Source organism: Microbulbifer aestuariivivens, assembly GCF_039545115.1.
GTDB lineage: Bacteria > Pseudomonadota > Gammaproteobacteria > Pseudomonadales > Cellvibrionaceae > Microbulbifer > Microbulbifer aestuariivivens.
In genome coordinates, this window is record NZ_BAABRT010000015.1 from 66883 (window position 1) to 90986 (window position 24104).

The 24104-nt window shown below is 58.6% G+C and carries 24 protein-coding genes; 14 read left to right on the top strand and 10 right to left on the bottom strand.

All coding sequences use genetic code 11. The features are described 5' to 3' along the window. The first annotated feature begins 11 nt into the window (after positions 1 to 11). Complete coding sequence (locus ABEA58_RS10145; RefSeq protein WP_345551168.1) at positions 12 to 464, top strand: DUF2141 domain-containing protein; 453 nt, start codon at positions 12 to 14, stop codon at positions 462 to 464. 821 nt (positions 465 to 1285) lie between these two features. Here ABEA58_RS10145 and ABEA58_RS10150 read toward each other — a convergent pair. The 5 genes from ABEA58_RS10150 to ABEA58_RS10170 form a co-directional block, all read right to left on the bottom strand. After that, positions 1286 to 2758, bottom strand: a complete 1473-nt coding sequence (locus tag ABEA58_RS10150) for an aldehyde dehydrogenase family protein (RefSeq protein WP_345551170.1) — start codon at positions 2756 to 2758, stop codon at positions 1286 to 1288. Between the two features lie 14 nt (positions 2759 to 2772). After that, complete coding sequence (locus ABEA58_RS10155) at positions 2773 to 3639, bottom strand: isocitrate lyase/PEP mutase family protein (RefSeq protein WP_345551171.1); 867 nt, start codon at positions 3637 to 3639, stop codon at positions 2773 to 2775. A 44-nt stretch (positions 3640 to 3683) separates the two neighbouring features. Next, the gene (locus ABEA58_RS10160; RefSeq protein WP_345551173.1) at positions 3684 to 4499 is read right to left on the bottom strand and encodes a hypothetical protein; all 816 of its coding nucleotides are present in this window, start codon (positions 4497 to 4499) and stop codon (positions 3684 to 3686) included. 12 nt (positions 4500 to 4511) lie between these two features. Next, complete coding sequence (locus ABEA58_RS10165) at positions 4512 to 5852, bottom strand: MFS transporter (protein ID WP_345551175.1); 1341 nt, start codon at positions 5850 to 5852, stop codon at positions 4512 to 4514. 64 nt (positions 5853 to 5916) lie between these two features. Beyond that, positions 5917 to 6714 (bottom strand): SDR family NAD(P)-dependent oxidoreductase, encoded by a 798-nt coding sequence (locus ABEA58_RS10170; protein WP_345551176.1) that lies wholly within the window; start codon positions 6712 to 6714, stop codon positions 5917 to 5919. A gap of 126 nt (positions 6715 to 6840) precedes the next feature. Here ABEA58_RS10170 and ABEA58_RS10175 point away from each other — a divergent pair, with 126 nt between their 5' ends. Both ABEA58_RS10175 and ABEA58_RS10180 read left to right on the top strand, forming a co-directional pair. Then, on the top strand, positions 6841 to 8595 hold the full coding sequence (locus ABEA58_RS10175; RefSeq protein WP_345551178.1) for a nitrilase-related carbon-nitrogen hydrolase: 1755 nt from the start codon (positions 6841 to 6843) through the stop codon (positions 8593 to 8595). Next, positions 8592 to 9299 carry a hypothetical protein gene (locus ABEA58_RS10180; protein WP_345551180.1) on the top strand — a complete coding sequence of 236 codons (708 nt, stop codon included), beginning with the start codon at positions 8592 to 8594 and terminating at the stop codon, positions 9297 to 9299. Before ABEA58_RS10175 ends, ABEA58_RS10180 begins: the two co-directional genes overlap by 4 nt. Positions 9300 to 9426: 127 nt before the next feature. Here the strand turns inward: ABEA58_RS10180 and ABEA58_RS10185 are convergent, their stop codons facing one another. From ABEA58_RS10185 to ABEA58_RS10200, 4 genes are all read right to left on the bottom strand, one after another. Then, a complete protein-coding gene (locus ABEA58_RS10185; RefSeq protein WP_345551182.1) occupies positions 9427 to 10209 on the bottom strand; it encodes a GntR family transcriptional regulator in 783 nt (260 codons plus the stop codon). Between the two features lie 68 nt (positions 10210 to 10277). Beyond that, positions 10278 to 11222, bottom strand: a complete 945-nt coding sequence (locus tag ABEA58_RS10190; protein WP_345551184.1) for a polysaccharide deacetylase family protein — start codon at positions 11220 to 11222, stop codon at positions 10278 to 10280. Further along, a complete protein-coding gene (locus tag ABEA58_RS10195) occupies positions 11219 to 12181 on the bottom strand; it encodes a polysaccharide deacetylase family protein (protein ID WP_345551186.1) in 963 nt (320 codons plus the stop codon). The genes ABEA58_RS10190 and ABEA58_RS10195 overlap by 4 nt, the downstream gene beginning before the upstream one ends. 82 nt (positions 12182 to 12263) lie before the next feature. Continuing rightward, positions 12264 to 12932 carry an isochorismatase family protein gene (locus ABEA58_RS10200; RefSeq protein WP_345551188.1) on the bottom strand — a complete coding sequence of 223 codons (669 nt, stop codon included), beginning with the start codon at positions 12930 to 12932 and terminating at the stop codon, positions 12264 to 12266. 183 nt (positions 12933 to 13115) lie between these two features. Here ABEA58_RS10200 and ABEA58_RS10205 point away from each other — a divergent pair, with 183 nt between their 5' ends. The 11 genes from ABEA58_RS10205 to ABEA58_RS10255 all read left to right on the top strand — a co-directional run bounded on the left by ABEA58_RS10205 (position 13116) and on the right by ABEA58_RS10255 (position 23247). Then, complete coding sequence (locus tag ABEA58_RS10205; protein WP_345551190.1) at positions 13116 to 13781, top strand: hypothetical protein; 666 nt, start codon at positions 13116 to 13118, stop codon at positions 13779 to 13781. 16 nt (positions 13782 to 13797) lie between these two features. Then, entirely contained in the window at positions 13798 to 14451 is a 654-nt protein-coding gene (locus tag ABEA58_RS10210; RefSeq protein WP_345551192.1) for a glutathione S-transferase family protein, read from the top strand. Positions 14452 to 14932: 481 nt separating this feature from the next. Then, positions 14933 to 15244 carry an REDY-like protein HapK gene (locus tag ABEA58_RS10215; RefSeq protein ID WP_345551194.1) on the top strand — a complete coding sequence of 104 codons (312 nt, stop codon included), beginning with the start codon at positions 14933 to 14935 and terminating at the stop codon, positions 15242 to 15244. A 29-nt stretch (positions 15245 to 15273) separates the two neighbouring features. Further along, positions 15274 to 16125: an SDR family NAD(P)-dependent oxidoreductase gene (locus tag ABEA58_RS10220; protein ID WP_345551196.1), complete on the top strand. Its 852-nt coding sequence runs from the start codon at positions 15274 to 15276 to the stop codon at positions 16123 to 16125. 23 nt (positions 16126 to 16148) lie between these two features. Then, positions 16149 to 17048 carry a polysaccharide deacetylase family protein gene (locus tag ABEA58_RS10225; RefSeq protein ID WP_345551198.1) on the top strand — a complete coding sequence of 300 codons (900 nt, stop codon included), beginning with the start codon at positions 16149 to 16151 and terminating at the stop codon, positions 17046 to 17048. Continuing rightward, entirely contained in the window at positions 17048 to 17890 is an 843-nt protein-coding gene (locus ABEA58_RS10230; RefSeq protein ID WP_345551200.1) for an HpcH/HpaI aldolase/citrate lyase family protein, read from the top strand. The genes ABEA58_RS10225 and ABEA58_RS10230 overlap by 1 nt, the downstream gene beginning before the upstream one ends. A 20-nt stretch (positions 17891 to 17910) precedes the next feature. After that, a complete protein-coding gene (locus tag ABEA58_RS10235; RefSeq protein WP_345551202.1) occupies positions 17911 to 18429 on the top strand; it encodes a MaoC family dehydratase in 519 nt (172 codons plus the stop codon). A 27-nt stretch (positions 18430 to 18456) separates the two neighbouring features. Continuing rightward, the gene (locus ABEA58_RS10240; protein ID WP_345551203.1) at positions 18457 to 19626 is read left to right on the top strand and encodes an acyl-CoA dehydrogenase family protein; all 1170 of its coding nucleotides are present in this window, start codon (positions 18457 to 18459) and stop codon (positions 19624 to 19626) included. After that, positions 19626 to 20822: a CaiB/BaiF CoA transferase family protein gene (locus ABEA58_RS10245; RefSeq protein ID WP_345551204.1), complete on the top strand. Its 1197-nt coding sequence runs from the start codon at positions 19626 to 19628 to the stop codon at positions 20820 to 20822. Before ABEA58_RS10240 ends, ABEA58_RS10245 begins: the two co-directional genes overlap by 1 nt. Positions 20823 to 20862: 40 nt before the next feature. After that, entirely contained in the window at positions 20863 to 21978 is a 1116-nt protein-coding gene (locus ABEA58_RS10250) for a CaiB/BaiF CoA transferase family protein (RefSeq protein ID WP_345551206.1), read from the top strand. A gap of 93 nt (positions 21979 to 22071) precedes the next feature. Beyond that, complete coding sequence (locus ABEA58_RS10255) at positions 22072 to 23247, top strand: aromatic ring-hydroxylating dioxygenase subunit alpha (RefSeq protein WP_345551208.1); 1176 nt, start codon at positions 22072 to 22074, stop codon at positions 23245 to 23247. A gap of 308 nt (positions 23248 to 23555) precedes the next feature. Here ABEA58_RS10255 and ABEA58_RS10260 read toward each other — a convergent pair whose 3' ends face one another. After that, a complete protein-coding gene (locus ABEA58_RS10260) occupies positions 23556 to 23912 on the bottom strand; it encodes an SLC5/6 family protein (RefSeq protein WP_345551210.1) in 357 nt (118 codons plus the stop codon). Positions 23913 to 24104: the final 192 nt, after the last annotated feature.

The window sequence follows — 24104 nt, forward strand, 5'->3', positions numbered from 1 at the left end:
AGAACCTACTGATGCCCAAGCCCATTGTTCACCTGCTTTATCTGATGTTGTTTGCCATCTCTGGCAGTGTTGCCCATGCCAGTGCCGATGAAAGTTCCGCGACGGTAAAGCTGACGGTTTCCAACATTCAATCTCAGGTTGGCAGCCTGTTTATCTCGGTCTACGATTCCAAAGACACTTTCCTTGGCGATACCAAGGTTCTGGATCAGGAAGTGGGGCTGGAAGGGGTGCAGGATGGCATTCTTTCGGTTGAGATTTCTTTGCCCTACGGAGCCTATGCCATCAGCGTCCACCACGACAATAATGCCAATGGCGAGATGGACAGTAATTTTGTTGGGATTCCCAATGAACCGGTGGGGCTCTCCAATGGTCATGTCCCCCGCTTTGGGCCGCCTCGCTTCTCCAAAGCGGTGATTGAAATTTCACAGCCGCAGCAGGAAGAGCTGATTGCCCTGGTGGACTAAGCCACTGGATGCTTTAGCCCTCGCTACCGGGCGGGTGCAGTCGGCAGGTGTAGTGATCAGGTGAGTACTGCCTGATCTTCATCTGCCCGGTAGGTCATTTATGTAGGTGCAAGCCTGACTGGCTCTTTAACTCTTTAACTCTTTAACTCTTTAACTCCTTAAGTCCATCTCTCCGCTTCCCCATTCCTGTAGTGACCGTTTCTTCACTTTTTTGTATTAAGCCATTTTCCTCTGGCCGTTCGTTTTTGGGCTTTCCTTAATTCTGTGTGACCAAGGTTTTACTCTGATTTTTTTGAATCAGTGGCAGAGCCTAGGAGATATTGAGTATCTGCGGCATCAGTTTCTCCGGCCTAAAAACCTTTGGGTGTCTGTTCGCTGCGTTGGATAAGTACGCCGTTGAGCGTCTTTGGCCCGTCATTAATTTGACTCCCCGCAACAACTGCCACTGTCACAGGTGATTATCAGCATTGTGGTAACGATGTGGAGGAGTGGCTAGAAGAGGAGAACAGAGGAGAGGAGAAGAGAGGCGAAGAGAGGAGTAAACATAAGGGCAGGGCGGTGTGCCGAAAATCCGCATCCCCGCGCTATAACCGCGTTTGTAGCCGGTACTGGCGTTAGTCTTCAATCACATGGAAGCCTGGGTATCGCCATTGAATGTGATGAGAGAAAGCTTGTGGGAAAATAATGCTTGTGGAGAACGTACTCCTCCTCGGCCGCATAGCGACCGGGGAGGGGATAAGCCCCAAAGGGGCACAACCCGCGAGAGCGGGTTGAGCAGGAGAAGCTATATAGCTGGATAGCTGGATAGCTGGCTGTGCGCTTTAGCGACCGCCCAGCGGGTCCTGCGGGGATACGCCGATAACGCGCGATCCAGTGAAGAACTCAATGGACTGCGCATGACCCTCCTCGCCGAGGCCGGAAAGCCCCCAGGCACCTCTGGGGGCACCTGCGCCAATGCTCAACAGGCTGTAGCCATTGATCTTGACTCCACCGGTACGCATCTTGTGGGCAAAAGCAAAGGCTTTTGCCTCATCCGCGCTGTAGACATAGCCAGCCAGGCCGAGGTCGGTGCCATTGGCAAGAGTGAGCGCTTCAGCATCACTGCTGAAGGTATGTACCGCCGCAACCGGACCGAATATCTCCTCGCGGGTATCCGCAGGACTACAGCCATCGACCAGGGTCGGCGCGATAAAGTTACCGGGCAGGTCCGGCAGGGCGGTAGAGGTGAGCACTTGCCCACCACGGCTCTTCAGTCGCTCAATATCCGCGATGACCGAATCGTAGTGGCCTCTGTGCACCAGAGGGCCCATATCGCTGTCTTCGTCCAGCGAGTGACCGAGGCGGATATCGGACAAAATAGTCAGGACTTTATCCAGCAGCAGGTCCTTGACGGACTCATGCACCAGCAGGCGTCCCAACGCGCGGCACCACTGGCCGTTGAGGTTGGTGAGACCATAAACGATACCCGTTGCGGCAAGGTCCAGATCCGCATCGGCAAACACCACCAGCTGATTATTACCACCGAGTTCCAGCTGGGTGGGAATAAAGTCTGCGGCACAGGCGCGGGCAATGGCGCGACCGCCAGCGAGGCCTCCGGTGAAGGAAACTGCCTTGATTCTGGGGTCTTCCACCATCTGTGAGCCGATGGTGCGATCCCCCAGGGTCAGCTGGAATACGCCTTGCGGAATTCCGGCCCTATGTGCCGCACGCGCCATCACAATGGCGGAGTGGGGGGTAAACTCGGAGGGTTTCAGAATACACGGCGCACCCGCGGCGAGGGCACTGGCCACTTTGTGGGAGCCGATCGCGGTAGGGCCATTCCAGGGCGCAATCAGCAGTGCCGGGCCCCAGGGGCGGCGCAGGTAATCCACTTCTCCACAGGGACCGGGCACTTTTTTATCCAGACCTTCCTCGCGCAGATAGGCTGCGGCGCCACGGAAAACCATCGGTAAAATGTTGGCCATTTTGCGTGTGGTGCGGATGATGGCACCGGAAGTGAGACTATCGGCAACACTGATCGTCCGTGCGCACTCCTCGCTGCTCAATTCGTCTGCGAACTTGTCGAGAAAGTCCGCGCGTTCCTGTGCGGAAGTGTTTTCCCAGACTCCTTCGCTGTAGGCGCGGTCCGTGGCCTGCAGAGCCGTCTGTACCTGCTCATGGTCACAGCTGCGGCGTTGCTGCAGCGGCTCGCCAGTGTTGGCGTCATTCAGGCTTTGACCACGGTCAATGGCGGGCGTTGAAAATTGCCCGTTGATATAGTTTTCCAGCTCGGGTAGCTGATAGTCACGGCTCATAAAGGCTTACCGTCTTATTCGTACTCATATTGTTTGCTCTTGGCCAGTAACTCATCGGCGCCAAGTAGCGCGTTGACTTCAGAAAGATCGATCATCTGATCGTGCAGCTTTTCAAGGTGTCCGTCGATACGTAATTGCGACAGCAGTTGCTGTGCCGCGGGGATGAAAAGATGCAGCAGTGAAGCGGGAAAAAGTGCAATGCGATAGTTCAGCTCTTCCAGTTCACTGGCAGAGCGAACCGGCGACTTGCCACCTTCCACCAGGTTGTGGATGAGTGGTATCTGGCTCCCAAAGCGTTCACCAATGGCCTGCATCTGAGTCAGATCTTTTGGCGCTTCGACAAATATCGCATCTGCTCCCGCCTCGAGGTAGCGTTCGGCCCGCTCCAGTGCGTCATCGAAACCGTTGACACCCAAAGCATCAGTGCGGGCAAAAATGAGAGTCTCTTCACTACGCCTGGCATCCAGGGCGGCGTGAATCTTGCCCACCATTTCGCCACAGCTGATGACCTGTTTGCCGAGCATGTGGCCACAGCGCTTTGGCATCAGCTGGTCTTCCATCTGCAGCGCGCTTGCACCGGCGCGCTCGAAGGTGGTCACAGTGCGCTGCACATTGAGCGCGTTGCCAAAACCGGTGTCGATATCGACGATGAGTGGAAGCGGTGTGCGTTCACGAATCACCGCCACACTCTCGGCCACTTCGGCGGCACTGATGAGGCCTAAGTCGGGTCGGCCGAATCGGGCAAAAGACAGGCAGGCGCCGGAAAGAAACGCCGCCTTGAATCCCGCCAGCTCGACCAGCCTTGCACTCAGGCCGTCATAAACCCCCGGTACCGAAAGCACCGTTTTGGCTTCCAGCAATTTTCGCAGTGAATCAGCCACGGCTGTCTCCTTTCGGTATCGGGTTGCGCTTGTCGAACATCCAGTTACTGGCTGCGTTCCTCGGCACAGAGGATGCGTACCAGTCGATCCGCCGTGGGCTTGCCGACCAGGCGCTCAGCGATCGGGTTGGCCGGGTCCAGGTGCACGATATTGCGGCGAACCAGCGTGTCACGCTGCTTGAGCTGCGAGCGGATGATCGGGTTTTCGACCTTCTTGGCGGCGTGTACCAGCTTCAGCCAGTATTCCGCATAGGCGATGATCTTCGGCTCGCATTTCTCTTTGTAGAAATCCAGCGGGACTACACCGGAAATTGCCAGCGGCGACAGCGAGGCGCGGATAAACGGCATGGCGGCGATAAATGGCTTGATGCCGGCATTGAACATCTCTTCCTGCAGGCTCATGTAAATATCGTTGAGCGGCGCAAGGTATTCCTGCATATAGTCCGGATAGCTTACCGCTTCGTAGCGGGGCATCGGGTCAATAAAGAAGAACGCCTCGGGCAGGGTGCCGAACGCCATACCCAGGTGGGGAATCTCGACACTGTCATCCATATAGATCGTCAGATGGATGTTGGTGAAGGTGTTCTGCGGGGTGCCGATGTTGGAATGGATTACCCAGTCTACCGGTGACTCATCGCCGGTGAATGTGCGAATCCGGCCCACATGCTCACCGTTCAGGTCATTGAAGTTGTGCAGGTCTGCACAGCGCAGGTCTTCTTTCAAAGAGAGGCTGCTTTTGACCATTTCCCATATCCGGTCGCGGGTGGTCATGACAGCATCGAAAGTCTCACTGGTATCGATTTTTACGTCTTTATCCAGGTGTTCGACAAACTCTTTACTGAGGTTTTGCGTGTTGTCCATGTGAATCACTCGTTATTGGCTGGTTGCGATTGCGGAGTCGGGGCGCTGCCCTTCAGCCGCGGCTTGATCACCTTGGTTGGAAAGGTGGTTACGGAGCCATAGGCTCCACAGGAATACTGCGAAGTTAAGTGCGCCAAACAATACAAAGGGAGCGCTGGGGGATACTTTGGCAAACAGTACGCCCCCACCCGAGGTGCCGATGAGAATGCCGAAGGCGCCGGCCACACCGAAGAAGCCGATGGTGGCTCCACGATACTTTTCAGGAGCCTGCTGCCCGACCAATGCCTGGCTGCTGACAAAGGCACTGATCTCTGCGATGCCCATGACAAACAGCAGGCCGATCACCCAGTTGGCGGTTGGGTCTGTGATCAGGAAAACCGCGCTGTAGATCAATGCCGCCAATCCGGAGGCCAGCGCTACGGCCGTCACTCTGGTTACCCGGTCGGCGATTTTCCCCATAATAATTGAGCCAATCAGTGCGCCGGCCACGGTGGCGAGGACTCGCGGCACTGCCAGTTGGAACATCGCCTCGCTTGCGGAAAGTCCCAGCTCACGGGTGCCGTATTGCACCAGCCACAGTGAAATGAAAGCGCCAGTGACGGCGAGGTCGCCGCGGGAAATAAATGCTGCCCCATAGGAGAGGGCGGTCTGCGGATCGCGGGCGGCTTTCAGGCCGTTGATCAGCGTGCTGCGCATGGATTCTCTTACCTCGGCGGCACCCTGCAGGATTCTCGGGGCCAGGCCGGCCAGTGCGACGATGGCACCGACAAGGCCGAGAGCCCCGCCGACGGCGAAAGTCCACTGTTGGGCGGCGAGCTCGTCGAATCCACTTCCGCTGAGGACTCTTGGCAGGCTGGCCAAAATCGGCGGTATAAATGCGCCCAGAGTCGCGGCCATTGCCTGCAGACCATTGGCGCGGCCGCGGGAGTCTTCAGCCGCGTAATCCGCCACCACCGTCACCATCATGCCGATCATCGCGGCACTGCCAATGGCAACCAGAAGGCGGAAGGCAACGAGCTGTGGAATCGAGCTGGCGTGGGGGTACAGGATAAAACCCAGGCCGGTCACAGCGAGGCCGAAAACATACACGGGCCTGCGGCCGATGCGGTCGGAGAGGGCGCCCGCGGCTCCCAGCAGCAGGATGAAAACCAGTTCCTGCATGGCGCCCAGATAGCCGGTCAGCATGGCCTGGGTGTCTTCGGCGATGCCCATTACATGCAGCAGGCCAGGTTGCAGTACGGAGAGCGCCCCCGCATAGCCAGAGGAAATAAACACCGCAAAAAGATAGGTGCTGAAATTGCCTCGTGAAATATTTGGTGCCAGATGGACGCCAAGCCAGGTTTTCGTGGCCATGGAGCTTTGCCTCGCAGTTGCGGGACTCTTCCCGATTATTTTTATGTTTTATTGAGTGTTGTGTTCAGAGACCGTGCCGCGCAAACTGGTCTTCACGCTTGCGCACCACGCCGCTCAGCATGCGCGCGGCAATCTTGCCACCGGTGAGCCAGCGGATTTTTTGGCCGGTTTTGTTGCAGTCCAGCATTTTTTGCGCCAGGTATTTGGCAACAGTGTCGACCTGGTCCACCAGGTTGTTCATAAACGGACGTGTGCTGGCGAATTTTTCCGGGTTTTTCTTCGCTTCGTCGATCACCGCCTCGGTGATCACCATGCCCGGGCGGATTTTCCCTACCAGTATACCGGTGCCATCGAGCTCCTTGGCGAGTGCGTCGGAGAAATAATCCAGCGCCCGTTTGGTGCTGCCATAGATGCCCATACCGGGATAATATTCTCCATCGCTGCCGCCACCGAGGATATTAAATATCTTGCCGCTCGGCTGTTGCTGCATTCCTGTTGCGGCAACCCGGCATCCATTGATGGTGCCCTGCAGGTTGGTGTGCACCATCGCGTCGATTTCCTGTTGCGGAGTCTCGAGGATGGACCAGCTGGTGCGCGCGATACCGGCGTTATTGATCCAGATATCGATGGTTTCGAATTCTATTTTGGCGAAATCCCATAGAGCTTGCACTTGAGCGGGATCGGTTATGTCGCAAGCCTGGCCGCGGCATTTACAGAAGGGGGTGCGCAGGCGATCGAGCGCTTCGCACACCGACGACTCACTGCGGCCGCTGATCACCACTTTATGGCCACTGTCCAGAAAGGCCCTGGCGAGGCCGAAGCCTATGCCCTTGGTGCTGCCGGTAATGACGATGTTGGCCATGGAGGGAGTCCCTCGGAGTCGAAGAAAGTGATCTGTTATGCGTTTCCGAGTGTAAGAAAGATATATCAATAGTACAATTCTTTGAGTGGGCATTTTTGTCAATAGTCAATTAAGAGGGACGGGGATATGCCAAGGGTCGCAGCACTGCAATTTGCCACTGGAACCGACATTGCCGAAAACCTGGCTACCTGTATTCGCATGATCGACGCCGCCGCCGCGCAGGGAGCGCGTCTGATGGTGCTGCCGGAGTTCTGTAATCACATTTCCTGGTATGCCGATCAGGAGCAGGCCTGGGAGTGTGCGGTGGCTCTCGATGGCCCCTTCCTGGCGGAGATTGCCGAGCGCGCCCGACAGCATCACTGCCATATCCTGCTCAATGTCTCTCTGCGCAGGCGGCAGCCGCAGATTACCGTTACCTCTCTGCTGTATGGACCGGCAGGCGAACTCCTCGGCGAGGCCGACAAGCAGAGCCTTATGGGGCACGAGAACGACTTCTTTACCCCGGCGACACGGGCGGCGGGTCTGGTGGATACGGAGCTGGGCAGAATAGGCTTTATTGCCTGTCGCGACGGGATCAGCTTTGAACCTTCGCGGCGACTGGCGCTGGCCGGTGCCGACATTCTGTGTAACTCCCTCAACTCTTTTGCGTTTGATGAGGCGAGCCTGCATGTGCGCGCAAGGGCGGCGGAAAGCAGCCTCTTTATGGTGGCCGCGAATAAAGTGGGCCCTCTGGTGCCTTCGGTGGAGCTTGCCCAAGTGAGCAGTATGACGGCGATTCCCGAGGCGCTTCTTTACGGCGCGGGGGAAAGCCAGGTTGTCGGTCCCGATGGGCGGCCCCTCGTTGTCGGCCTGCGGGGGCAGGAGGACATTGTGTTGGCGGAAATCCCCGAGCGCGACCGGCGTGTCGCGCTCTGTATGGGGAGTATGGATCGGCGCAGGCCATCCCTTTATAGCCACCTTGAGCGCGACGCCGAAGACGCAAGCGAAGATGCCGCCGACAGCATAGAGGTCGCCCTCATTGATCCCGAGGGCGAGGGCATTGAGTCTGTAAAGCGTGCTGAAGCGCAGCTGCTGGCCCTGCCTGACAGTGTTCGACTGGCCATTCTTCCCGCGTGCTTCCCTGTGCGTGATCCCGCCGCAGATTGGGAGCGCGCTGTGGAGTTGTGTCGTTACGCCGAGGAGCGTCTGGCGTTGGTCAGCGAACGTTGCGGCTTGCAGGTCTGCACCAGTGTCATTGAGGGTGAGCCCGGGGACTGGCGCCACCTGGGGTTGTTGCTGGACGGCGGCAAGCGCCGGCTGGAGCAGCCGGAGTTGCATCGCAGCGCGCTGGAGCTGGTGCCGTCGGGGCGTGAACTGCAGGTGCATGATTTACCCTGGGGGCGTGTTGCCATCCTCACCGGTGACGATTGCCTGTATCCGGAGCTTGCCCGCATGGCGGCGCTGCAGGGCGTTCACTGCCTGCTGGTGCCGCGCAGCCGAATGGCGACGGTGAAAGAGGCCGGCAGCAAGGCTCAGGGCGCGGGCATGGACAAGGATATGTCCCTGCTGCTGTTGGCCCGGGCGGCGGAAAACCGCGTGTGCCTGGCGGCATGCGGCCAGGGTGGCGGCGGGCTGATCGCCACCCTCGAGCGTGAATTCACCCTCATGCAGCCGTGGCAGGAGCGGCTGTTTGACGGCAATATCAATTTACCCCTGAAAACTTCGCAGGCGGGTGAAGTGACCATTGCGGAAATTCACCCCAATGCCGCCGCAAACAAGCTGATTTCTGCCAACACCCACCTGCTCAGCAGCCGGGCGCACCTGTCTACTTCGGGTCTGCTGCAGGTCGAGGTGCAAGCCCAGGGGCAGGCAGAGGATCAGGCCGAAGTGGAGCCTGCGTGATGCGTGCAGGGCCGCAGGCGCAACTGCTGGCGAGCGGGGAATACGAGTATCTGCGCGATGGGGTGTCGGTGCCGGTATACGAGAGCTGGCAGCTGTCGCGCACGGCGCGGGGGCTGTCACTGTTCTCGCACAGAGAGGTTCCAGCGGCGTCTCTGGTGATTAGCGCCAAGGCCTGTTTCGCTGGCGCAGGCCTGCAGCGCTGTTACCTGCAGTGGTGTTCCGGCGCCGCGCTGGAGCCGGTGGCGAAAGCCTTTTATACGGCTACACCTGCAGTATCCAGGTATCGGTATCGCGGCCATGGCGCGCGCACGCAAAGTATTGATGCGCAAAATGCCCATTTCTTTCCCCTGATGCGTGTATTTGCCGGTGGTGTCATTCACGGACTTGCCGCCGGGGGCGGTAGTGGCAGGGTGCTGGTACCCTGGATTCACGACCCCTCAATGCAGCAAAGACTGTTCGAGCCCGAGTTCTCAGACCGTAGTGTGCGCCAACTTGGAAGTGAAAAAGATCCGCGGCTGGATCATTTTCATTATTCCGGCGGTCGCTACGAGTCTGGCGCCGACTACTGGCTCTTGAATGGCCTGTTGCAGGAATACCGCTGGCAACAGGGGGACGCAGAGTGGACGGTGCGGCTGAAAAACCCGGCTGGTGTCTGGCCGGGTGAGGAAGTTTGGGGGCGTATCTCTGCTGCCGAGAGTGCCTGAATCAAGGCTCTCGGTGAGCAGAAGTGCGGGTGATTGAGTTGGGCTGTTCGAAGTGTGCCTGAGTTGAGTCCCGACTTACTTGGAGCCCCTGATTAGCACTCCAGGTAAGTCGGGACTCGCGAGCCGGTCAGCTGTCGGCGCCTTTCAAATCCATCTGATACTGGAAGCGGTCCGGGTGGTAGAGCACATGCAGAATGTCCACCAGTTGCTCTTTGCCGTCGATTTTGCTGTAAGAGCGTCGGGTGAGGCTGAGCAGCGGTGCGCCTACCGCAGTTTGCAGTTCGCGCGCGCTTTCCGCGTCGGCGGCCTCGGCGCTCAGGGTCTGGGTCACGTGGGCAAACTCCAGCCCGTGCTTGCGGAAGATCTCCAGCCTCGGTGTGGTTGAAAACTGTCTCGCGGTCACTTTCCCTTCTAGCCCGGAGGTCCAGCTGACGTAGTAGCCAAACGGGGCGCCGTCGCGGGAGCGGGTACGCTCGAGCAGCAGGGCGGTTTCACCGGCTTCAAGACCCAGTTCCTCGCGGATTTCCGCCGGGGGTTGCAGCAATTCGCAGCTCCGCACTTTCACGTCGGAGTGGCGGGCCATGCTCTCGATCTCTTGCAGCATGCCCACAAGCGGCGCTTTGACCGGCTGTTGCTTGTACTCATAAATCACATGAGTACCCTTGCCGCGGCGACGCTCCACCAGATTCTCCGCGGCCAGTTCGTCCATGGCGCGCTTGGCGGTAATGCGGGAAACCCCGAATGCCTCCGCCAGCTGCAGTTCCGTGGGCATCTGGTTGCCGTGTTCCAGCGTGCCATTGAGGATGGCATTTTTCAGCAGCGCGTACAGCTGGTAGTAGAGGGGGGCGTGCGACTCCTCCGACAGCGATTCCAGCTGCTGCTTACTGAATAGGGTGTTCACGGCTTCCACGGGTTAGGCTCCTGTGCCCAAATGAGGGCCGCAATGATATGACATTTCATATCAGGTAGCAGCCGGCTTTAGGCCGGCGTACTGATAGATTGCTCACATTGTTTAAGCAGGGCACCGGCAGAGGCGGAGAAAACCCCTTCCTGTGCCGTGATGAATTCCAGTACCCGTTCAAAATAAGCAATCCGGTGCGGCTGTCCGAGCATCCAGGGGTGGATGTTAAGGGCGAGGATTCTGCCGCCCTGTTGCCGCGCTTCCGCCAGCAGGAAGCGGCAGGCATCCTCCACCTGCTCCGCATACGATGTTTCGGAGTGGAGGTTATTGCGCAGGATAAACTGGTCTTCCAGTTCGGTGGACAGCGGCATGGCCCACAGGTCACCGCTGTCGCTGCGGAAACGATAGGGCATATCGTCATTGACCCAGTCACAAAAGTACTGGATGCCATGCTCCGCCAGCAGTGCCGGAGTGTTTTCGCTGTGCACCTTGCCGGGGCTGAGCCAGCCGCGCACCGCCTGCCCGCTTGCCTCCTGCAGGGTGTCGATGGTGCGACGGATGAGTTGCGCCTCTTCATCTCGTGGCTGACCGCCGTAGTGGGGGCAGTCCATATTCCAGCCGTGGGCGATCAGCTCATCGCCGCGCTCGCGCAGCAGCTGCATGAGGTAGGGAGTGCGCTGCGCCAGCTCCCCGTTGACCGCAAAGGTAGGTTTGACCCCGTACTGATCCAGCGCACGCAGGATGCGATAGATGCCCACGCGGTTGCCGTAGTCGCGCAGGGAAAAGTGGCGCAGGTCCGGGTAGGGCATGGTCATTCCGCCGGGAGGGGGAAAGGGCGTGCCGCGCTGGTTGAGGGGGAAGAACTGCAGGTTCACGTTGACCCACAGCGCCAGGTCGCCCTGCTGCCACTGCACCGGCTCGCGCTCGGTGAGCATCTCCCAGTCGTAGTGACGGTGATCCATGCCGTAGTGGCGCTCGGGGTACTCGAGATGTTCGGGGCTTAGGGATTTTTTGTCGCTCATGGGTTGGCCACCTCCGCTCTCTGCACAATCCCTTTGCTCGCCATATCTTCACGCGCGGTATCGTAAAAATGATCAAGGTAGTACTGGGCGATTTCCCGCCCGGTGGTGACCCAGACATCGGAGTGGCCGGTGATGTATTCCAGCGCCTCTTCGAATGCCCGCAGTCTATGTGGGCAGGTGACCTGGTAGTTGTGCGTGGGTATGCACATGACGGTACCGCTCTCGGCACCTTCCGCGTACAGGCGATCGAAGTTTTCCTTCAGCATCTGGCCGTAGCGGCGCGGCTCCACCTTGTTGACCACGTAGGCAATGGTGTCGTTCATTTCCAGTGAGTAGGGAATGGAAACAAAGCGCTTGCCGCTGCGCAGATTGATCGGCGTGGGCTGATCGTCGTGGAACAGGTCGCAGGTATAGAAACCGGCCTCGTCGCCAAACAGCTCAGTGCCCACTTCGGCAAACAGGTCCAGTGTGTCCTCGGAGTGGGACAGTGCCGGAGCGAGATAGCCGGCGCACTTCTGCCCGGTATGCCGGTAAATGGTCTCGATCGAGTCGCGGATCATGCTGCGCTCCTGCTCGGCCGACATGCCATAGGTGTAGCGCGTGTTGTAGATACCGTGGCTGAAAAATTCCCAGTTGCGCTCCCGGCAGAGATCGATGATTTCAGGGTGGTGATCACACAGGGCGGTGGAGAGCGAAATAGAGCCGCGGATACCATATTTATCCAGCAGCTTCATCTGCCGCATATGTCCGACACGGTTGCCGTAATCTCGAATACTGTAACCGGGTACCGCAGGACTGGGTTGCGGCCAGGCCTTGCGGTGCGGGTTGGAAGGCGGATTCAGTTCATAAAATTCGATATTGGGCGCTACCCAGAAAGCCACCCGTGCCCCATTGGGCCACTTCAGCTGGGGGCGTTGATGGTAGGGCCAGTAATCGTAAAAACCGGGATCGGATCTCATGGGCTGCCTCGACTGATTTCACACGGGTCGCCAGGGGTGCTGCTGGCAGGAAGGCGCGGCCAAAAAGCCGCGCAGCCGCTACTTAGGCTTTGACAGTTTCCAGCCACTGGAAGACTTCGGCCACATCGACAACGTCGGCGTACTTGAGCGAGAGGTCGGTCAGATTCGCGTAGTGGTAACTCTCGTGCTTGTCGGCAACGCACTCCTCGGGGACGATGGTGCGGTAGCCGCGGGAGAGGCTGTCGACGGCGGTGGCGCGGATGCAGCCTGAAGTTGAACCGCCAGTCAGAACTACCGTGTCCACCTTGTGCCACACCAGCAGAGATTGCAGCTGGGTTTCAAAGAATGCGCTGGGCATTTTTTTGCAGTAAATGACATCGCGTTCGCGGTCGATTTCCAGTCGGTCATCGAACTCACTGCGGGTGGAATTGAACTTGATATTTTGCAGGGAGTCGGGGGTGTCTGTGCGGGTGCCCCAGATGCCGGCGTCCTCACCGGAGTTCATGTAGGCCACGTGGGTCCACACAACCGGCCAGCCTTTGGCGCGGAAGCTTTTCGCAAGCTCGTTTGTATAGTGCAGCTGGTTTGGATCTGTTTCGTAGGCGGTCTTGAACAGATCGGTGCGGGTGTAGGCTTTCTGTGGGTCAATGTTCACCAGTACGGCCTTGCTGCCAAACCCAAAGCGTTTGCGCGCTGGGTTGGCTTTGACTTCCTGGTAAATCTCTTTGGCCGTTTTTGTTGTTGTTTCCATTGTTCCCCCCGGGGCGTTGGCAGGATTGTAATTGTTGTCTTAATGGTATATCAATATATCTAATTCGGCAACGCGGCTTAACAGCACCGCGTCCTGATCTTTGGTCATTGACTGGAGGCGGGGGCGGCTGCACTGTCAGCCATTTGTCGGTATTGTTACCTCAACCGATAAGAATCTACCAGTATGAGCGCATACCTCTTTGTCAAATTGTTGCACAACCTCTGTTTCGTCTATTGGCTGGGGGGGGATTTGGGCACCTTCTATGCCAGCCGCTATGTCACCAAGCCGAACTTGTCGCCGCAGGCCCGCAGCACGGCGCTGACCATCATGATGGGCTGTGACCAGGGGCCACGCTTTTGCATGCCGCTGATATTGCCGCTGGGATTGCAGTTGGCGCATATGTCGGGGCAGTTTACGGTCGCACCGGTGTGGCTGTGGCTGGCCTGGGCGCTCTGCCTGGGTTGGTTTGCGTTGGTGGCGGTACTGCACTTTGCCCACGGCAAATCCTTCGTGCCGGTGCTTACCCGTTTCGATTTTTATCTGCGTGTAGTGCTGATTGTCGGTCTGCTGGTGCTGGCCGGTTACGCGCTGGCGACCAACTTCATCCTCGCCGCCGACTGGCTCGCCATCAAGCTGGCGATTTTCGCTCTGCTAGTTTTGTGTGGCCTGATTATCCGTATGCGCCTCAAGCTGTTCGGTGCCGCCTGGGGTGAGTTGATGTCAGGCAATGAAAGTGCCTCGGTCAATGAAACCATCAGCAGTTCGATTGCTTCCTGTCGCCCCTTCGTGTACCTGATCTGGGTCGGGCTGCTGGCCAATGCCGCCTATGGTCTGCACCTTATCAACTGATTGCGGGAGAAATTAGATGAAGCTTTACAGTTTGCCTCACTCGCCCTACGCGGCCAGGGTTCGGATTCAGGCTCGTATCGACCAGTTGCCTGTCGAGGTGCTGCCGCCCCCGGTGCCCCTCAGGACAGAAATGTTTATGCAGCGCTTTCCGCTCGGCAAGGTGCCGGTGCTTGAGCTGGACGATGGTGAGGTGATCGCCGAGAGCTGGGCGATTATGGAGTACCTCGCCGAGGCTGGGCCGGCCAGCAGCGACCTGTTGCCGAATACCCCGCTGGAGCGGGCGCGGATGCGGGTGCTGGGTCGCTATGCGGACCTGCACCTGGCAACGAATGCGCTGTTCCCACTGTTTCGGGTGGCCATGGGTGCGGGGCAGGGTGATACCGCTGCAATTGCCGAGAGTCTGCGGGCCGAGCTGTTGAAAGGTGAGCGCCTGCTGGCCGATCTCGGCAGCGATCGCCAGTTGAGCCTGGGCGACATCGCTCTGGCGCCGACCATCCTCTATTTGCAGGAGCTGGCCCCGGTGGCGGGAGTGAAAGATCCGCTGGAAGGCTTTCCGGAATTGAGCGCCTGGTGGGCCTGGGTCAACAGCTTCCCCGCAGTCAGTGAGACCCTGGAGGAGGTGCGGGCCGGATACCACGCGTTTGTGGCGAGCCTTGCGGCCAAGGCCTGAGCGTCGGTCCAGTTATCCACGTCTGTATTTGGGTCCGAATCCGGGCCCTTTATCCGCTTACTGACGTTGGTTGAATATGGTCTGGGTGTCCCGGCTGTAGTGCGCGTGGGGTTTCGGTTCTGCGCGCAGAGGATTTTCGTTTGCGGCTATTCTCTCGGGTTCCCCTGGCTCTTTGCCTGTTGCCATCGGCGTTGGCCAGGCTGATGCCTTGTTTATTTGTCGCTGCACGCCGATCGTTCCTCTCTTCCTCTCTTCCTCTCTTCCTCTCTTCCTCTCTTCCTCTCTTCCTCTCTTCCTTCGCTCCTTCCCCTTCGCCTTGCTGTTGGGTCTCGCCGGGTTGTCGGTTGCTCATCGCTTGCCGATTGCGCTGCTGTTGGCGCGCGGATTAAGGACCGCTGGCCGATCACAAATGTTATATTGACATAACATTAGCTCAAGGGTAGCATCGGAGTGACATTGATTATCAGCCGGAGCTAAAGCCGTGACCACCACAATTGTCGTGCTGTTTAACCTGAAGCCGGGCGTCAGCCCATCCGATTACGAGCAGTGGGCCAAGACCACTGATCTGCCCACGGTGCGCAAGCTCGGTTCCGTGGACGACTTCTCTGTTCTGCGCACCACCGGCCTGCTGGGTACCGATGCGTCAGCGCCCTACCAGTATGTCGAGCTGCTGGTGGTGAACGATATGGAGAAGCTGGGTGCGGATGTCTCCAGTGAAACCATGCAGCGGGTGGCCGCTGAGTTCCAGCAGTTTGCGGACAATCCGCAGTTCATGCTGACCGAAATCGTCTGAGTACCCAGTCTGCGCGGAGGCAAATCAGAATGGAAACACAGAGCAAGTATCCCGAATTGCGCGGCAAGGTCGCGGTGATTACTGGTGCCGGGCGGCGTAAAGGCCTCGGCGAAGCCATGGCCCGGCGCCTGGCGGCTGAAGGCGTCAAGGTGGTGTTGACGGACATCGGCCGTGCGCAGGGTGAAAACCTGCCGTCCGAGGCAGTGGGCACTACTGCAGAAATGGATGAGATCGCCGCAGAGATCCGCGCAGAGGGTGGGGAGGTTGCGACCTTTGCCTGCAATGTTCTGGAGCCGCAGGAAGTGCAGGCGGCTGCCGAGTTTGCCCTGGGGCATTTCGGTGCGCTGGACATCTGGATCAATAACGCCGGTATCGGTTACCTGATGCTGCCCATTGTGGAGATGCCCGCAGATAAGTGGGATGCGGTGCTGGGGGTGAACCTGCGTGGCGCATTCCTGGGGATTAAATATGCTGCGGAAGTCATGCTGCGTCAGGGTCGCGGCGGGCGCATTATCAATATCGGCAGCCAGGCTTCCAAGTCCGGCTTTGCCCATGCGGCAGCTTACACCGCTTCCAAGCACGGTCTGGTAGGCCTCACCCGCGCGGCGGCGCAGGAGCTGGGCCCCGAGGGCATTACCGTCAATACCATCTGCCCCAACCATATTACTACCGGGCTCGGTGCCTGGCAGAACGAGCATTTTTCCGAAGTGACCGGTAAGGGTTACGACCGTTACATGGAAGATATGCGTGCGCGTATCCCTCTCGGCCGTCCGGGCCTGCAGGAAGATGTTGCCAAAGCCTGCGCGTTTCTTTGTTCCGAAGAGGCTTCCTACATTACCGGTGAGGCGATGAACGTTTCCGGTGGTGAGGAATATCACTAAAAGCGTGTTTGGAGTCCGCGAGAATGACTAAACAGGTAAGTTGGCCAAATAACGCCGCCGTCGCACTGTCGATTGTGGTGAATGTCGAGGAAGGATCCGAGAGCACCATGCTCGATGGCGATCGCGGCCCCGAACCCGTCGATGAGCTGGGTGTGGCACCCCGCAAGCCGATCCGCGCCCACGGCAACGAGAGCAACTACGAGTACGGCATTCGCGAAGGCTGGCCGCGTATTCAGGCACTGCTTGAGCGTTACCAGGTGCCGGCCACATTCTGTGCGGCGGCGGTTGCCCTCGAAAGAGCCCCGCAGATTGCCCGCTATATCGCCGAAAGCGGCGATGAAACTTGCAGTCATGGTTACCGCTGGCAGCACCAGTTCGGAATGAATGAGGAGCAGGAGCGCGAGTTTATCCGCAAAGCCGTCGCCTCTATCACCGAGACCACCGGCAAGCGCCCGCGCGGCTGGTTGAGCCGCTACCTGTTTACCGACAACACCCGCAGGCTGCTGCAGGAAGAGGGCTTTGACTACCACATGGACGACTACAGCGCCGATGAGCCTTTCTGGGCTCCGGTGCAGGGTTCCGATAACCCCATGCTGGTACTGCCTTACGCGATCGACTCCAACGATATGAAATTCTGGACCTCGCCTTCCCTGACGCCCGAGGCCTGGCTGAGCTATGCCTGCAGGACGCTGGACACCTTGTTGGAAGAAGGCCAGACGCAAACCCGCATGATGTCACTCGGCCTGCACCTGCGCATTATCGGCCGCCCGGGCCGCATCGGTGCGCTGAACGAGTTCCTCCAATATGCCCGCTCGAAAGAGGGGGTATGGTTTGCCACCCGTGCCGAGATCGCCGATGCCTTCGCCGCGCAGGTGCCGCAAAGCCAGGTTCGCGAACCGCTGCGTGGCTGGGAGAAATTCTGATGTTCGATGCGCGCAGTCTTCTGTTTGTCCCCGGGCATCGCCCTGAGCGATTCTCCAAGGCGCTGGCCAGTGCCGCGGATCTGGTGTGTATCGATCTCGAAGACGCGGTACCGGTTGCAGAAAAGCTGCAGGCGCGGGAAAGCGTCTGCGCGTTTCTCGCTGAATGCGCGCCGGCGGAGCTTGAGCGTCTGGTGGTCCGTGTCAGCGCAGTTTCCACAGAAGAGGGCAAGGCTGATCTCGCTGATCTGGCGGCATTGGCCGAGAGCCAGCTGCCGGCGCGCCTGATGCTGGCAAAAACCGAGACCGCAGAAGATGTCCGCTCGGCGACCGAGCTTCTCGGGCGCGCCAGTGGCTGGATTGCATTGGTGGAAAGCGCCACTGGCCTTCTGGCCATGAACGCCATCTGCGGCGAACCTGCGCTGGATGCGGTCATGTTTGGTGGTGGCGATTTCGCCGCGCAACTTGGTGCCGAGTTCGCCTGGGAGCCTCTGCTCTGGGCGCGCTCGCAAATGGCTGTGGTTGCCGCTGCCCACGGGCTGCCGGTGATCGATGTGCCGTATCTGGATGTGCGCAATGCCGAAGGCCTTGAACAGGAGACGCGGCGGGTTGCCGCGCTCGGCTTTTCCGCCAAGGCAGCGATTCACCCGGCACAGATTGAAGGGATTCACCGCGGCTTGGCCCCAAGCCCGGAAGCCCTGCAGAAAGCTCGCAAGATTGTTGAAGCCTTCGAGCAGGCGCAGGGCGGAGCTTTGGTTGTGGATGGGCAGATGGTGGATCAACCCATCGTCGACAGTGCCCGTCGGTTGATTGTAAGAGCCCGCGATGGGCAGGAATTGGTTTAACTCGCAGTGAGAAATATCCTATGGCTGGAGAATTAAAACAGGTTGGTGAGAACCGCTACCGGGAAACCTTTGGGCGCTTTTTTGAAGACTTCAAAGTGGGTGATACCTATGAGCACCGTCCCGGCCGCACCATTACCGAGACCGATAACACCTGGTTCACCCTGCTGACCATGAACACCCACCCCGCTCACTTCGACAAGGAGTATGCGGCGGGTACCGAGTTCGGCAAGCCGCTGGTCTGCAGCCCCTTTACCGTGGCGCTGATGGTGGGCATGAGCGTGACCGACATCAGCCAGAAGGCGATTGCCAACCTGGGCTGGGACGATATTCGCATGACCGCCCCGCTGTTTGTCGGCGATACCCTCTATGCGGAATCCGAAGTGCTGGAGACCCGCGAATCCAAATCGCGCCCCAATCAGGGCATCGTCACCGTGCGTACCCGCGGCATCAAGCAGGATGGCACTGAAGTGTGTTCCTTCCTGCGTAAAGTGCTGGTGTGGAGACGCGGCGCCGAGATGGAAGACAAAGTCAATTACTGAGTTGACGAGATAAAACAGGAGACGGCTATGAGCTGGAGTGCAGAAGAAGAGGCAGCGATTCTCGATACCATCGATCGCTTCGTTACCAATGAAGTCGCACCCATTGCCCGGGAAAAAGACCTCGCTGATGAGTACCCCCATGAACTGGTGGGCACCATGAAGGAGCTGGGTCTGTTTGGCGCCACGATCGGGGAAGCTTATGGCGGTCTCTCCCTGTCCGCCGCTACCTATGCCCGCATCGTGCAGAAAATTTCTGCCGTGTGGATGGCGCCGGGTGGCATTTTCAATTCCCACCTGATCATGGCTGCCGCCATCGAGCGTTGCGGCACCGAGGAGCAGAAGCAGCAGTTTCTGCCCCTGATGGCCGAAGGCGCACTGCGTGGCGGCATCGCTTTGACCGAGCCCAATGCCGGTTCCGACCTGCAGGCGATTCGCTGCGTGGCGCGGCGCGAAGGCGACGAGTATGTGATCAACGGCAGCAAGATGTGGATCACCAACGCCCTCAACGGCAACTGTCTGGCCCTGCTGGCCAAGACCGATCCCGATGCGCAGCCGCGTCACCGTGGCATGTCCATGTTCGCCATCCGCACCAAGGATGACGACGGCAACCTGTTGCCGGGCATCACCATCAACAAGATCAAGAAAACCTGTTACCGGGCCATCGATACCGCGGAAGTGGTATTTGAGGATTTCCGCATCCCAATCGATCTCCTGATCGGTGGCGAGGAAGGTCGTGGATTCCACATTGCCGTAGGTGGTCTGGAACTGGGCCGTATCAACGTGGCAGCGCGTGGCGCTGGCATTGCCCAGGGTGCCTTGAAACTTGCGGTGCGTTACGCCCAGGAGCGCGAGACGTTTGGCAAGCCGATTATTCAGCATCAGGCTGTTCAGCTCAAAATCGGTGAGATGGCCGCCAAGGTCGAAGCGGCAAAGCTGCTGGTGGATCAGGCCGCACGGATGTACGACACCGGTCAGCGCTGCGACATGGAAGCGGGCATGGCCAAGTACTTCGCCAGTGAGGCCGGGGTTTTCTGTTCTCAGGAAGCGATGCGCATTTTCGGCGGTTACGGCTTTTCCACCGAGTACGAAATCGAGCGTTATTACCGTGACGCCATGCTCATGTGCGTAGGGGAGGGGACCAACGAAATGCAGCGCATCATTATTGCCAAGCAACTGGCTGCCCGCGAGGCCATCTGATGGAGTCCTCAAAGCCCCTCGCCGGTATTCGTGTCATCGCCGTCGAGCAGTATGGAGCCGGCCCGTTCGGCTCCATGCAGCTGGCCGACATGGGTGCCGAAGTCATCAAGATCGAAAACCCGGCCACAGGCGGTGATATCGCCCGCAAGTCGGGTCCCTACTTTCTTGGTGACAACGACAGTGATTTCTTCCAGACATTCAACCGCAGCAAAAAGAGTCTGACCCTCGACCTGAAGAGCCCCGGTGGGCGCGAAGTGTTCGAGCGCCTGGTGCGCAGCGCCGATGTGGTGATGAACAACCTGCGTGGCGACCAACCGGCGAAGCTCGGTCTGGATTACGACAGCCTGGGCTCCATCAAGCGGGAGATCATCTGTGGGCACCTTTCCGCCTATGGCCGTGACAACGACCGCGCCAACTGGCCCGGCTATGACTACCTGATGCAGGCCGAAGCGGGCTTTATGGATATTACCGGTGAGCCCGGCACGCCACCGGCCCGCTTTGGGCTTTCGATGGTGGACTTCACCAGCGGCACCACCCTGGCGATGGCAGTGCTTGGCGCATTGGTGGGCGTAATGCGAGGTGGCCCCGGCCGCGACGTGGACATCAGCCTGTTTGATGTGGCGGTCACCCAGCTCACGTATCCTGCTACCTGGTACCTTAACAGGGGTCACGAAACCGAGCGTGTTTCCCGCTCCGGGCATCCCTCCACGGTTCCCTGCCAGATCTACCGCAGTGCCGATGGCTGGTTGTTTGTGATGGCGATGACTGAAAAGTTCTGGCGTGCCCTGGCCGAGGGCCTGGGTCGTGCGGACCTGCTGGAGGATGCGCGCTTCGCCACGGTGAAGGATCGCCGGGCCCATCGCGATTTGCTCACGGAAATCCTCGATGCCGAGTTTTCACGGCAGCCCAGCCAGCACTGGCTGGATCTTTTCTCCGGCAGTATGCCCATCGCGCCGGTAAATAGCTTTGCACAGGCCATGGAAAACCCCTGGCTGGAACGCATTGGCATGCTTCAGCCCCTACCACATGTTGACAATAGTCAATTCAAAGTGCTTGCCAGCCCGTTAAAATTTGATGGAAACAGACCGGAAGGAACCAGTTGCTCATCAATGGGCGCTGACACTGAAGAACTTCTGACCGGACTGGGGTACTCCGCTGATGAGATCGAATCTTTGCGGGGTGAACGATCGATCTGACCCTGGCAGCACAGGGATTTAGCTGGAGGCAGTGCCTGACATGAAGTTACAAGGCATACGCGTCGTAGATTTGTCACTCTTCCTTCCGGGGCCGCACCTGACCATGATGATGGCGGATCACGGCGCCGAGGTGATCAAGGTAGAGCCCCCAGCTGGTGAGCCGACCCGCAATGTCGGGCTGCGCAAGAATGGCGAGTCCGTGTGGTTTCGCAACACTCACCGCGGCAAGAAAAGCCTCTGTCTGAACCTCAAGGATGAGGCTCAGAGAGAGCAGCTCCTCGCCCTGATCGATACAGCGGATGTTTTTGTCGAGGGCTTCCGCCCTGGCGCCATGTCCCGTCTGGGTCTGGATTATGCGACCCTCAGCGCCCGCAACCCCGGTCTGGTCTACTGCTCTATCTCCGCCTACGGGCAGACCGGTCCCAAGCGCCTCATGCCAGCGCACGATCTCAGTGTTCAGGCAGATTCCGGAACAGTATTTCTGAATGAGGGCAGCAACGGCGAACCCTGTTCTCCCGCCATGCCCGTTGCCGATATGGCCGGCTCGCTGATGGCGCTCTCGGGGATACTGATGGCTCTGCTGCGCAGAACCGAGACCGGCAAGGGCGACTACCTGGATATCTCCATGCAGGACAGCCTGGTGGCCTGGTTGCCAAACGCCCTGGGCCCGGTTTTCGCCGAGGGCCGCTCTCCAGTTGTCAAAGATGAGCGCTCCTGGGGCGGCAATGCCATGTACCGCGTATACCGCACAGCCGATGGCCGTTACCTGACCCTCGGTGGCAGCGAAACAAAATTTGCCGATAACCTTTTTGCCAAGATGAATCGGCCGGATCTCGCTGAAATCTGCCGTCTAGAGCCCGGCAAGCAGGGCGAGGCCATCTCTTATCTGCAGCAGGAATTCTCCCGTCGCACCCTTGTCGAATGGTCTGAGTGGTTTGACGGGGTGGATGTCTGCTGGTCGCCTGTGCGCCTCTTACATGAGGCGATGGAAGAAGAGCATCTCCAGGAGCGGGAGATGGTTTTCGAAGACGAGCAGGGAAATCGTCACCTTGGGGTGCCCATCAAATTCATGGATGAGCCGGCCAGGGTGGATACTCGCTTACCCGCATTGGGTGAGCACAATCAAACCTTGCTGGATCTGATCCAGGAAGTCTGACGGCTATTGTTACAATAGTGATAAAAACGGGTAATCTTGACTTACTGCAATCGCGTAAGAACAAGTGATCTATAACAAACTGAGGTGGCAGTCATGCTGACGAACCTATGGTATGTGGCGGAATGGTCCAGAGAAGTAAAAGACAAACCCGTCCGCGTAAAGCTTCTGGGGCAGAACTTTGTCCTGTTTCGTGACAAAACAGGCAAGGTCAATTGTCTGAGTGATGTGTGTATCCACCGTGGTGGATCGCTCTCCAAAGGTTGGACCACCGAGCGCGATTGCGTTGCCTGTCCATACCATGGGTGGGAATTTGATGCGGAAGGGAAGGTGAAATTCATTCCGTCCCGTGGCGAGGGAGCCCCGGTTCCTGAGCGCGCCCGCATCGACGCCTACCCGACCGAAGAGCGTTACGGAATGATCTGGGTCTTCCTGGGTGATCTTCCCGAGGAAGAGCGTTACCCGATCCCCGACTTCCCCGAATATGAAGACAGTGACAACTGGCGTCCTATTGAGCTGGAATATAACTGGACCGGCTCCGCTGACCGTGTACTGGAAAACGGCATCGACATTTCCCACACCGCCTTCGTGCATCCGGGCTTTGGTTATCCGGAAATGGCCGATAAGAACAAGATTCTTAAGGTCGATCGCGGTGAGTACTGGGGCTCTTCCGACAACGTCCTGTACCCCCCGCAGCTGTCCGGCAACCTGGGTCTGATGAAGCTGTTCCGTGCTGATAAGGCGGCCACCAATGTGACCCCCTCGTTCTTCCTGCCCGGTTACTGCGTGCGTCTGCACATCAAGATCAACTCCTGGATGGAGACGATCATCTTTGATGCCAATACACCCGTCGATGAGAATACCACCCGCTCCTTTGCGATCCAGGCGCGGAACTTCTTCAAGTGGCGTATCTTCGACTTTGGCGCCAAGAAGCGCACCACCAAAGTCTTTGGTGAAGATGGCGCAATCGTTTCCGAGCTCTCACCAAACTACCTGCCGGAAACTCTGGAACATGAAGTTTCCGTTGAGCAGGACAAGTTCATGAGTGCCTGGCGGATGATCCGCAGAAAGCATATCGAAGAGAAAGGCTGGAAGATCGATACCAAAGCCATGAAACCCTTCGAAGGCGAGAAAGCGTTCACTATCCCGTCTCCGGCCCGTCGTGCCAACCCGCACCTCAACTGGGCTCTGGAAACGGTTCCTCTGGTGGCTCCGATCCGCAGCAGTGCCCCTGTGCAGGAAGAGGAAACTCCAGAGCCAGAACTGGCCTGAGACCCAAAGGGAAAGCGCCCGCGTAGTTGACGCCATGATGGTTGAACGCTACCGGGCCTGTCCCGAAAGCCGCGCCCTTGGGCGCGGCTTTTTTATGGCCTGAAAGCAAGCATCGTCATCTCATCATCTCGTCTCCAGTCACCCGCTTTCTGCTTCTTTGTTGCTCGCCTGCTGGCTCACCACAGAACCACAGAACCACAGAACCACAGAACCACAGAACCACAGAACCACAGAACCACAGCCGGTTGACCGTGGTTTTCCCTTCGATCGATTTCCCTGTGGGCTATGCGCTAGCCCCTGAAATCGGGTTAGCTGGGGGCTCCAGCGGCTTTATTACCCTGAGCGTTTTCTCGTGCTCGGGTTCTCATACTTGGAATAAACAGCATGACGGTGGCCATGGTGAATGGAACCAGTCTTTCCGCCCAGTCACCGCTGCTGTTGGGAAGGAGTGAAAGACCCACCGCCAGCACAAAACCGGTAGCGATGGAACGGAAAACCGCATCCGCTGAAAGCGATACACCCGCCAGCCGGGCCAGTATCGTGGGGCCAAAGGCTGCGCCGATAGCCACCCAGGCGAATAATACCCGCTCGAAAATAGTCGCCGGCAGATAGAGTGCGATAAGGACGGCGACCACGGCCACCGACACCATGGAAAGGCGTGACAACAAGAGCTCCCGTCCGGGTAACAGCCGCTGCAGTCTCAGGTCGTGGGAGATGGTAGAGGCGACCACTAGGGAAGCTCTGAACAACTCATGAATTTCCACGCCGCTCTCCGAATCCTCTATTTATTGGCTTCTGGGGTGGAAACCCCCTGTGTATTCCTCTGTTTTCCGTCTGGAATTTGCTTTTCAGCAAAC